Raw genomic sequence first — 11,991 nt, 5'->3', positions numbered from 1 at the left:
AGAAATGATTGATGTATTAATATGTTAAATTTCGATGCAAATGTATATTGGAAACTTTGAATACCAAAATAGTTTCCGTTGTATTTTAATTATTTAACATTTCATTAAGAAATGCGGTTTGGAATGAAGAGTGAATACTGTAAATTAGCCAAAAATTAATTTATGCATACCATTTACCAGTATCAGGAGTTCATTTCGGAATATTTGCAATCACAATATGAACCCAAAGAGCCCAAAAATTTGTATGAACCCATACATTATATTTTAGATCTTGGAGGAAAAAGAATGCGTCCAGTACTTACACTTATGAGCGCTGAAGTTTTTGATGCGGATTATAAAAGAGCGTTGCCAGCTGCTTTGGCTGTTGAGGTTTTTCATAATTTTTCTTTGGTCCATGATGATATTATGGACGATGCTCCCTTGCGAAGAGGAAAGAAAACGGTGCATGAAAAATGGAATATCAATACGGGTATTTTATCTGGTGATGCAATGCTGATTTTAGCATACCAATATTTTGAAAAGTACGAACCTGTGATTTTTCGTAAACTTGCTAAATTGTTCAGTAAAACGGCTCTTGAAGTTTGTGAAGGACAACAATGGGACGTGGATTTTGAAGTTAGAAATGATGTGACCATTCCTGAATATCTCAAAATGATTGAGTATAAGACAGCCGTTCTTGTAGCTGCTGCAATGAAAATGGGTGCAATAGTTGCACAAACTTCAGAAGAAAATGCAAATTTAATCTATGAATTTGGTTTGAATTTGGGGTTGGCTTTTCAATTACAGGATGATTATCTGGATGCATTTGGTAATCCAGAAACCTTTGGAAAACAAGTAGGAGGTGATATCATAGAAAACAAAAAAACGTATTTGTATCTAAAAGCCATCGAGTTTTCGAATCCAGCAGAAAAAGAGCAATTGTTGCATTCATTTTCTATTAAAATGGATGATAATGCAAGTAAAATTAGTGCCGTGAAAGAAATTTTCAATTCAACTGGCGCATCTCAAGACACGCAAAAAGCTATTGAAGAGTATACATTGAAAGCTTTTGAAACCTTAGAGAAAATGGATATTTCGGAAGATAAAAAAGCGATGTTAAAAGACTTTGGCGAAAATTTAATGGGTAGAAATAAATAATATCACTATTTTTTTTGGCGAAGAATTTTATTCCAAAGAAATATTTTTTTTTCACTGCCTATTTCCTATTTTCGAATCGAGATTATTTATATGATACAACAGCGATACGGCATTTGATATGGACGATAAATATGGGTATTTATTTTTAGGTATATTCTTGTTCGTAATTTGGATTTCATTTTACATAATAAGGAAAGACATTAGAAGAAAGCTAATTAAAGTGAGTTGGTTTGGCGGCTTTGCTGGTTTTATAGCTGAATATTGGTATTTTAAAGATTATTGGCATCCCTATTCAGTACTTGGCAGAAAGATAGTTTCGGTTGAAGATTTTATTTTTGGCTTTACAATTACAGGAATTTCAGTAGTTGCATATGATATTTTCTTTAAAACTAAAGATCAAGAGTTTGTCGCTAATAATAAGAGAATATTTGGAATTATGTTCTTGATTGGCGTGGTGTCATTATTTGTGTTTAATATATTTTTAGGGTATAATTCCATTTTTGTAAGTTCGATTACATTTGTAATACTCACTGTATTTATGTTAATCAACAGAGCTGATTTGTTGAAAGAGGCTTTTTACTCAGGTTTCATTATGCTAATTATGATGTTTGTAAATTATCATATATTGTTTAATATGATTTTTATTGATTTCTGGGATAAATGCTGGCTTTTGGCCAATACTAAATATGGAATAACTATTTATGGTAATATTCCGTTAACAGAAATGATATGGTATTTTACTTGGGGAAGCTTTTCGGGTGTGGCCTATAATTTTGCTTCTGGCAAAAAAAAGATTCAACTTTCAGAATAATAGTCAGCCAAATAATTTAGTCGTAAAAAAATAAAAAATGAATTTCATTGCTCCAATAAATTCCAATAAATTACTCGAAGAAGCCGAAAAGGAATCTTTGTACCTGAAATTAATTGAACAAATCAATAAGGATTTCAATTTGGCCAACGAAGGAATTGATTTTCCGATGAGTGTTTCTCCCAATGAATTGAAGATACAATTACATGAAAAAATCTATCGACTCATTCAATATAAATTTGCCGAATATCTTAATCTACTCTACATAATTGATGTTTCTGAAGAACAAATAAAAAAACTGGATGGCTCGGATTTAGTAATTCTTGCTGAACAAGTAGCTTTTTTAATTTTAAAACGAGAATGGCAAAAAGTGTGGTTCAGGAATAAATATCGTTGATCGCTTTTTTAAGGGTTTTCATTCCTCTCTTTTGGATAGCCCCCGAAAGTTTGAGAGGGTCAGGGATTAAAAATAAACCCTGACAAACGGCATAAACGCATTACCATAGACATTGTTTTTGTCGCTTAGTACATTATAACGTGCGCCAATAGTTACATTTCCAGCTCTATAACCAGCTCCCAGAAACAACCCGGTATTCCAGTAATCTTGTGAGTTGCTGTTAGAACCAATTAAATTGACATTAATTCTTAATTCTTCCAATTCAGCCGAAAGTTGAATTTCCTTTATAGGATTAAGGAGCGCTACAATGCTTCCGCCGTATAAATGGGAAGCGTAATAATTCTTTTGCTTTATGTAAGTGTATTGGACGCCAAGACCCAAAGCTACATATTCATTGAAGTTATAAATAGCACTTGGAGCCAGAGATACATCTGTATATTGAGAGCCAAAACTTAATCCTATCCCTCCTCCAAATTGTACTTTTTTCCAGAAATCACTTTGTGAATGGTTTGCAATTGTTTGTTGTTGAGCCGATAAAAAACAGGAAGAGAATAAGGCTATCGAAATCAATAAAGATCTTAAAATGGCTAATTGATGAGTTTTTTTCATGTTTTTGGGGTTTTTTTAACAAATTTTTACGTAAAAGTACGTAAAAAATAGATTTAGATATACTGGATTATTGTACTTTTGTCAAACTATTTAACAAAAAGTATATTCACTAGCATTATGGATAGGTTTTCATTTTTAAACGCAGCACACACCGAATTTTTCGCACAATTATACGATCAATATTTAGTAAATCCAGATAGCGTAGAGCCAAGTTGGAGAAGTTTTTTTCAAGGTTTTGACTTTGGAATGACCACTTACAATGAGGAGAATCCAGTAACCTACATTGCAAATGTAGCTTCTGGGAATATGGAGAGCACTCATGTATCGGAAAAACTTCAAAAAGAATTTAACGTACTTAAATTGATTGATGGCTATCGTTCTCGTGGGCATTTGTTTACCAAAACAAATCCTGTAAGAGAAAGAAGAGCTACTTTGCCTACACTTGAAATCGCAAATTTTTCGCTTTCTCCGGCTGATTTAAATACGGTCTTTGATGCGGCAAAAGTTATCGGCATTCAGCCTTGTACACTTCAGGAAATTATAATGCACCTTGAGGCAATTTATTGTCAGCATATTGGTGTTGAATACATGTATATTCGTAAGCCTGAAATGATTAATTGGATTCAAGATAAATTAGGAATAAACGATAATCAGCCTAATTTTTCTGCTGATGAAAAGAAATCTATTCTTGACAAATTAAATGAAGCAGTTTCTTTTGAAAATTTCTTACATACAAAATATGTTGGTCAAAAACGATTTTCACTTGAAGGAGGGGAATCTGTAATTCCTGCTTTGGATGCTTTAATTGAAAAGGCTGCCGAAAAAGGAGTAGAGCAATTTGTAATGGGAATGGCACATCGTGGTCGTTTAAATGTTTTGGCCAATATTTTTGGTAAATCAACTCAAGATATTTTTGGTGAGTTTGACGGTAAAGATTACGATCAGGAATATTTTGATGGTGACGTAAAATACCACTTAGGTCTTACGGCTGATAAAGTTACCCGTACAGGTAAAAAAATAAATATCAATTTAGCTCCAAATCCTTCTCACCTAGAAACTGTAGGTGCAGTAATTGAAGGAATCACAAGAGCAAAACAAGATAAATATTTCCCTAATGATTTCTCTAAAGTATTGCCAATTGCCGTTCACGGGGATGCCGCAATTGCCGGTCAGGGAATTCTTTATGAAATAGTGCAAATGGCACAATTGGACGGATATAAAACGGGAGGTACAATTCACATTGTAATCAATAATCAGGTTGGTTTTACAACTAATTATCTGGATGCCCGTTCATCAACCTATTGTACAGATGTTGCCAAAGTAACACTTTCGCCTGTATTACACGTGAATGCAGATGATGCTGAAGCTGTAGTACACGCTATGTCATTTGCGTTGGATTTCAGAATGCAATTTGGTCGTGATGTATTCATTGACTTATTAGGATATAGAAAATACGGACATAATGAAGGTGATGAACCTCGTTTCACGCAGCCAGTTTTATATAAAATTATTGCAAAACATCAAAACCCAAGAGATATTTATGCTGAAAAGCTATTGTCAGAAGGAATTATTGATGCTACATATGTAAACGGATTAGAAAAAGAATACAAATCTAATCTTGAAGTAAATCTTGAAGCTTCCCGTAAAAAAGACTTGACAATCATTACTCCATTTATGAAAAATGAATGGAAAGGTTTTGAACAAGTAACGGATACGCAAATGCTTGAAAACGTCGATACTTCGTATTCTAAAGACGGATTAGATTCTATTATAAAAACAATCTCAAGCTTACCGTCAGATAAGAAGTTCATCAATAAAATAACTAAAATTGTTACTGATAGAAAAACAGGTTACGACAATAACACTATAGATTGGGGAACTGCTGAGGCATTAGCTTATGGTTCGCTTTTGACAGAAGGTTTTGATATTCGTATTTCAGGTCAAGACGTGGAGCGTGGTACATTCTCTCACCGCCACGCAGTGGTTAAAGTAGAAGATTCTGAGGAAGAAGTAATCTTATTGAATGCTATCGAAAACAAAAAAGGGAAATTCAATATTTTCAATTCTCTTTTATCTGAATATGGTGTTTTAGGTTTTGATTATGGCTATGCTTTAGCAAACCCAAATACACTTACAATATGGGAAGCACAGTTTGGAGATTTCAGTAATGGAGCCCAAATTATGATTGACCAATATATTTCTTGTGGAGAAGATAAATGGAACAATCAAAACGGTATTGTTTTATTATTGCCTCACGGTTACGAAGGACAAGGAGCAGAGCATTCATCTGCTAGAATGGAACGTTATTTACAATTGTGTGCCAGACAAAATATGTATGTTGCTGATTGTACAACGCCAGCCAACTTCTTCCACTTGTTGAGAAGACAAATGAAAACTACTTTCCGTAAACCACTTATTGTGTTCACACCAAAAAGTTTATTGCGTGATCCAAGAGTTGTTTCTTCTGTTGAAGAATTTGCAAATGGTAGTTTCCAAGAAACATTTGATGATGAAACAGTAAATAAAGCAGATGTGAAAACATTAGTTTTCTGTACCGGTAAATTCTATTATGACATCACTGCCGAAAGAGAAAATAACGGTCGTAATGATGTTGCTGTAGTTAGAATCGAACAATTGTTCCCATTACCGGTAGAACAATTAAAAGCCATTATCGCTAAATATCCAAACGCGGATGATTATGTTTGGGCACAAGAAGAACCTAAAAACATGGGAGCTTACAGCTATATGTTGATGAATTTCGATTTAGTAAAATGGAGATTGGCTTCACTAAAAGCATATGCAGCACCGGCAGCAGGAAGTTATACAAGAGCAAAACGCCGTCAGGCTGATGCAATACGAATGGTATTCGATAAAAATTTATTTAGATAATAAGGAGCTATTTCCTGCTGTGCGCTATATCTTTTTCTTTTTAAAGAAAAAAGAAAAAGGTAATTGCGAGAGCAATTGGACATCAGGGCTAAAATGGTACATATAATAAGCATAGGTTGTTTTTAGAACAATTTAAAATTTAAAATTCATAATTTAAAATAATAGAACATGATTTTAGAAATGAAAGTCCCATCACCAGGGGAATCTATAAAAGAAGTTGAAATTGCAACTTGGTTAGTAAAAGACGGAGACTATGTAGAGAAAGACCAAGCAATTGCTGAGGTTGATTCTGATAAAGCGACATTAGAATTACCTGCAGAAGCAAGCGGAATCATTACATTAAAAGCAGAAGAAGGTGATGCTGTAGCAGTAGGAGCGGTAGTTTGTTTAATTGATACTAGCGCTGCAAAACCATCTAGTTCTGCACCAGAAGCAGTGGTTGAAGCACCAAAAACTGAAGTTAAAGCAGAAGCGCCAAAAGCAGCTCCGGTAGCAGCAGCTCCGGTAGCAGCAGCTCCAGCAGCAACTTATGCTTCAGGAACTCCATCTCCAGCAGCAAGAAAAATATTAGACGAAAAAAATATTGCACCAGCTTCAGTAACAGGAACTGGAAAAGACGGAAGAATCACTAAAGATGATGCCGTTAATGCAGTGCCATCTATGGGAACACCTACAGGTGGATCTCGCGGAACAGAGCGTACGAAATTATCGATGTTGCGTAGAAAAGTAGCAGAAAGATTAGTAGCTGCTAAAAACGAAACAGCGATGTTGACTACTTTCAATGAAGTAAACATGACGCCAATCAACTTGATTCGTAATGAATACAAAGATGCGTTCAAAGCAAAACACGGCGGAATTGGTTTAGGATACATGTCTTTCTTTACTAAAGCTGTAACTAGAGCATTAAAATTATTCCCGGATGTAAATTCGATGATGGATGGTGATCATAAGATTGCTTTCGATTTTTGCGATATTTCAATTGCGGTTTCAGGACCAAAAGGATTAATGGTTCCTGTAGTTCGTAATGCTGAAAACTTGACTTTCCGCGGAGTTGAAGCAGATATTAAAAGATTAGCATTAAAAGCTCGTGATGGGCAAATTACTGTTGATGATATGACTGGAGGAACGTTCACGATTACTAATGGTGGTGTTTTTGGAAGTATGTTATCTACTCCAATTATTAATCCTCCACAATCTGGAATCCTTGGAATGCACAACATTATCGAACGTCCAATTGCTGTAAACGGTAAAGTGGAAATTCACCCAATGATGTACGTAGCTTTATCTTATGACCACAGAATTATTGATGGTCGTGAGTCTGTAGGTTTCTTGGTTGCAGTAAAAGAAGCTTTAGAAAACCCATTAGAATTATTGATGGACAACAATCCTAAAAAAGCATTAGAATTGTAATACTATAACTTTGTCAAATGACAAAGGAAAAATGCCAATCCCGTCTTGTAAAACAAGACGGGATTTTTTTATGTCTTAAAATCAAAACTAAAAATGTCTGGTAAATTTGTTTTTTTATGGTTACATCTTTTTATTGTGAAAAAAAATATGATAAGTGTAAATTAAAACATTAAAAAATAAGAATTCACCATTACATTACCACAACATAGCAAAAGTAAATAGAATTAAACAATTATTTAAAAGATTAAGTAATAATGATAAGTGTCAGTAATACTAGTGAATACGGCTATTTATAATTAAATAATTTGTTTGTAAAGCTGTATAGTTTTTAGATACTTCTATTTTAAAATCACAAAACAATACATTCATAAATTTGAGAATAACTAATAACTCAAAATTATGAAAAAAATTACTTTGTTCATTTTGGTGTTAATCTCCTGCATAGGATATTCGCAAAATGCACCTATAACTTTCGAGACTGGAGATCCCGGTTCTACTTGGACATTTGGGTCTTTTGAAAATGGAAGTGGAGCTGGATATTCAAAAGTTACTAATCCATTTCCGGGCGGAATTAACACTTCAGCGACGGTAGGGAAATTTATAGCAGGAACAACTGCATCTGGTGCGGCTCCCTATGCTGGATTTGAGTCTGCACATGCTTCGGGTGCAAATGGCATTGGAACTTTTACTTTAAGTGCTTCCAATAGTATCATAAAAATAATGGTATATAAAACTGTCATAAGCGATGTGGCAATCAAATTCGCAATAGCAAATGGTGGTGCTCAACCGGAAATTAAAGTGCCAAATACTAAAATTAACGAATGGGAGGAATTAACTTTTGACTTTTCAGGAAAGATAGGATTGTTTGAAACCATCAATATTGATCAAATTATATTCTTTTTAGATTTCAATGCCAGAACAACAGAAACAACCAGTTATTTTGATAATGTTACTTTTTCAGCAAAACCAACTGCTACTGTTCCAGCAGTTGCTGCGCCAACACCCACGAAACTAGCAGCAGATGTAATTTCGTTGTTTAGCAATGCTTATACTAATGTGACTGTTGATAATTGGAGAGCAGATTGGGGACAATCAGGTAATGTTTTATCTGATATTCAAATTGCTGGAAATGACACTAAAAAATATACTGATTTAAGTTATTTTGGAGTTATTACGGAAGCCAATAAAATTGACGCTTCTGCAATGCTTAATTTTCATGTTGATGTTTGGACACCAAATGTGACTACCTTTAAAATCAAAATAGTAGATTTTGGAGCTGATGGCGTTTACCAAGGAGGTGATGATAAAGAATTTGAAGTTACCCGTACATTAACATTGAGTGGCTGGAATAGTTTAGAAATTCCGCTGTCAGAATTTACAGGTTTGACTACAAAAGCGCATATTGCACAGTTTGTTTTCTCTGGAACTGCAGGAACCATATACATAGATAATGTTTATTTTAACAAAACGGCGGCAGTTATTCCTCCTCCTGCTGCTCCTTATGCGCCAGTTACATTTGAAACAGGCGAGTATGGTTCTACTTGGACTTTGACTTCTTTTGATAATCCTTCTGGACCGTCAACAACATCTTTGTTAAGTATAAATCCCGATAAAACTGGAATCAATAGCTCTAACACAGTTGCAAAATTTACAGCTTTAATTACAGGTGCATGGTATACAGGTTTTGAAACCTCACATGCTTCAGGAGTTAATGGTATTGGGACTTTTACTTTGGACGCAACAAACAGCACGGTTAAAATGATGGTGTATAAAGATGTTATCAGTAAAGTAGGAATCAAGTTTGCACGCCCTGATAATGGTTCGACAGGTGAAATCACAGTCACTAATACTAAAATTAACGAATGGGAAGAATTAACATTCAACTTTGCAGGAAAAATAGGTGAAGGAGTTTCAACAGGAATTGATCAAATTATTGTATTCCCTGATTTTATTCCGGATGGAACAACAAGAGAGGCCAATCATGTATGTTATGTGGATAATATTAGGTTTTCTGCAAAAATAGATGTGCCTGTTGTATCAAGTGTGCCAACAGTTGCAGCGCCGACACCTACGGTTATTGCAGCAAATGTTATTTCGTTATTTAGTAACGCTTATACAAATGTCACTGTTGATAATTGGAGAGCTGATTGGGGACAATCTGGTAATGTTTTATCGGACATTCAAATTGCTGGAAATGATACTAAAAAATATACAGATTTAAGTTATTTTGGAGTCATCACGGAAGCCAATAAAATAGATGCTTCTGCAATGCTTAATTTCCATGTTGATGTTTGGACGCCAAATGTAACTACATTTAAAATCAAAATAGTAGATTTTGGTGCTGATGGCGCTTATCAAGGTGGTGATGATAAGGAATTTGAAGTGACTCGTACATTAGCATTAAGTGGTTGGAATAGTTTAGAAATTCCGCTTTCAGAGTTTACAGGTTTGACTACAAAAGCGCATATTGCACAGTTTGTTTTTTCCGGATCAGCAGGAACAATATATATTGATAATGTCTATTTTAATAAAACAGCTGTAGTTGTTGTCCCAACTGTTCCTACAGTGGCTGCGCCAACGCCTGCGACAGCTCAGTCAAATGTGATTTCATTATTTAGTAATGCTTACACAAATGTAACAGTTGACAATTGGAGAGCTGATTGGGGACAATCAGGAAATGTTTTATCGGACCTTCAAATTGCGGGAAATGATACTAAGAAATATACAGATCTAAGTTATTTTGGAGTTATTACGGAAGCAAATAAAATTGACGCCACTCCAATGCTTTATTTTCATGTTGATGTTTGGACTCCAAATGTAGCTACATTCAAAGTAAAAATCGTAGATTTTGGTGCTGATGGCGCTTATCAAGGCGGTGATGATAAGGAATTTGAAGTGACTCGTACATTAACATTAAGTGGCTGGAATAGTTTAGATATTCCAATGTCAGAGTTTACAGGTTTGACAACAAAAGCACATGTTGCACAGTTTGTTTTCTCCGGATTAGCTGGCACGATTTATATGGATAATGTATATTTTAGTAAAGTAGCCACTAATCTGAGCATTGCTAATTTTGAGATTTCAAAAGTTAGAATGTATCCAAATCCGACTAGTAATTATATGACAATTGAAGCAAATAACACGATTGAAAGAGTCGCTGTTTATAATCTTTTGGGTCAAGAGGTTTTAGTAAAAAGTCCCAAAAATAATTCAACAATCTTACAAACGAGTGAACTTCAAAAAGGAGTATATATAGTAAAAACAGAGATTAACGGAAAAGTCAATGTCGCTAAAATTATTAAAGATTAAATTTGGTTATGTTAGTGTAGTGGAAAAGGGCATCAGGATAACTGATGCTCTTTTTTTTATTTCAATAAGTACAAATAATGATTGTAATAATCCACAATCGCTTTGCCTTTCATTAAAACATCGGCACCTATAATGCCATGTACTGGTTTTGATTTGTGTTGGATCAAGGCTTCATTTACATGGGATAAATCAAAAATAACGAGGTCAAACTCCAAATCTTTCCAATTACCCAATTGAAGTTTATTTTTAAAAGCAATTTGTGTAAACATTCCGTTTGCCCCTGCACCTGAAGCTTTAGTTTTAGATTTCATTGCTTCCAATGAAAATAAATCAATACTTTCAAATCCCACACAACTATTTGAGGCACCTGTATCCAAAATAAAGTTTCCTATGATACCATTGATTTTTGCCTTTATTAAAAGATGCTGTGTTTTGGTAATTTTAAATTTTATTTTCTTGTAATTTTCTTTTTTAAGGATTTCGTGCAGGTTTTTCATTTATGCCAAATTTGTTTCAGATTCTAGTTTTCTGTTAAACAAATATACAAGTAGTTTGTTGGAGTTTTTGATGGAAATATGCGAATCTTTGTTAAACCACTTTCCCTACTAGTATAAATCTTGTAGTTTTGTACACTTAAACTTTACACTTGGAAACAAATACAATAATCACCGACACACACACGCATTTATATTCTGAGGAATTTGATCAGGATCGAAATGAAATGATACAAAGAGCTATAAATGCCGGTGTTTCTCGTTTTTTTATTCCTGCAATCGATTCGTCTTGTACAGCTTCAATGTATGAATTAGAGAAAAATTATCCGGAGAATGTTTTCTTGATGATGGGTTTGCATCCCACGTATGTAAAAGAGAATTATCTCGAAGAGCTGCAGCATGTTGAAAATGAATTAGAGAAAAGGAAATTTTATGCTATAGGTGAAATTGGGATTGATTTGTATTGGGATAAAACCCATTTAGAAGAACAACAGATTGCTTTCAGATTTCAAATTCGATTGGCAAAAAAATATAAGTTACCTATTGTCATTCATTGCCGAGAAGCTTTTGATGAAATTTTTGAAATTTTGGAAGATGAAAAATCGGATGATTTATTTGGTATTTTTCATTGTTTTTCAGGTACATACGAACAAGCTCAAAAAGCAATTTCCTATAATATGAAGCTTGGAATAGGAGGTGTCGTCACTTTTAAAAACGGTAAAATTGATCAGTTTTTGAATCAAATAGATTTAAAATACATTGTTTTAGAAACGGATTCCCCATATTTAGCGCCTATTCCTTATAGAGGAAAAAGAAATGAAAGTAGCTACCTTGTAAATGTTGTAAATAAGTTATCCGATATTTATGGTCTGACGCCAAATGAAATTGCAACAATAACAACAGAGAATTCTAAAGCTATTTTTGGGATTTAAAACAAA

At 34.1% G+C, this 11,991-nt stretch carries 9 protein-coding genes; 7 read left to right on the top strand and 2 right to left on the bottom strand.

The window, feature by feature from the left end:
- Nucleotides 1-162 precede the first annotated feature (162 nt).
- The 3 genes from T410_RS03285 (at nucleotide 163) to T410_RS03275 (ending at nucleotide 2,342) form a co-directional block, all read left to right on the top strand.
- Nucleotides 163-1,137 (top strand): polyprenyl synthetase family protein, encoded by a 975-nt coding sequence (locus T410_RS03285; protein ID WP_035668679.1) that lies wholly within the window; start codon nucleotides 163-165, stop codon nucleotides 1,135-1,137.
- Nucleotides 1,138-1,255: 118 nt separating this feature from the next.
- A complete protein-coding gene (locus T410_RS03280) occupies nucleotides 1,256-1,948 on the top strand; it encodes a lycopene cyclase domain-containing protein (RefSeq protein WP_035668677.1) in 693 nt (230 codons plus the stop codon).
- A gap of 37 nt (nucleotides 1,949-1,985) precedes the next feature.
- A complete protein-coding gene (locus T410_RS03275) occupies nucleotides 1,986-2,342 on the top strand; it encodes a hypothetical protein (protein WP_035668674.1) in 357 nt (118 codons plus the stop codon).
- A 66-nt stretch (nucleotides 2,343-2,408) separates the two neighbouring features.
- Here T410_RS03275 and T410_RS03270 read toward each other — a convergent pair whose 3' ends face one another.
- Nucleotides 2,409-2,951, bottom strand: a complete 543-nt coding sequence (locus T410_RS03270) for a hypothetical protein (protein ID WP_035668671.1) — start codon at nucleotides 2,949-2,951, stop codon at nucleotides 2,409-2,411.
- A 117-nt stretch (nucleotides 2,952-3,068) separates the two neighbouring features.
- On the opposite strand from T410_RS03270, the gene T410_RS03265 reads away from it, so the two are divergent.
- The 3 genes from T410_RS03265 to T410_RS16400 all read left to right on the top strand — a co-directional run bounded on the left by T410_RS03265 (nucleotide 3,069) and on the right by T410_RS16400 (nucleotide 10,559).
- Entirely contained in the window at nucleotides 3,069-5,840 is a 2,772-nt protein-coding gene (locus tag T410_RS03265) for a 2-oxoglutarate dehydrogenase E1 component (protein WP_035668668.1), read from the top strand.
- A 168-nt stretch (nucleotides 5,841-6,008) separates the two neighbouring features.
- Entirely contained in the window at nucleotides 6,009-7,250 is a 1,242-nt protein-coding gene (gene odhB / locus T410_RS03260; RefSeq protein WP_035668665.1) for a 2-oxoglutarate dehydrogenase complex dihydrolipoyllysine-residue succinyltransferase, read from the top strand.
- Between the two features lie 399 nt (nucleotides 7,251-7,649).
- Nucleotides 7,650-10,559, top strand: a complete 2,910-nt coding sequence (locus T410_RS16400; protein WP_051929341.1) for a T9SS type A sorting domain-containing protein — start codon at nucleotides 7,650-7,652, stop codon at nucleotides 10,557-10,559.
- 56 nt (nucleotides 10,560-10,615) lie between these two features.
- Here the strand turns inward: T410_RS16400 and T410_RS03250 are convergent, their stop codons facing one another.
- Nucleotides 10,616-11,056, bottom strand: a complete 441-nt coding sequence (locus T410_RS03250; RefSeq protein ID WP_035668664.1) for a retropepsin-like aspartic protease — start codon at nucleotides 11,054-11,056, stop codon at nucleotides 10,616-10,618.
- Between the two features lie 149 nt (nucleotides 11,057-11,205).
- On the opposite strand from T410_RS03250, the gene T410_RS03245 reads away from it, so the two are divergent.
- Nucleotides 11,206-11,985: a TatD family hydrolase gene (locus T410_RS03245; protein ID WP_035668662.1), complete on the top strand. Its 780-nt coding sequence runs from the start codon at nucleotides 11,206-11,208 to the stop codon at nucleotides 11,983-11,985.
- The last annotated feature ends 6 nt before the right edge of the window (nucleotides 11,986-11,991 follow it).

It is taken from the genome of Flavobacterium sp. 83, assembly GCF_000744835.1.
In the GTDB taxonomy this organism is placed as follows: domain Bacteria; phylum Bacteroidota; class Bacteroidia; order Flavobacteriales; family Flavobacteriaceae; genus Flavobacterium.
Note: the sequence above shows the minus strand (reverse complement) of the source record. Positions and strands in the feature narration are given on the sequence as shown.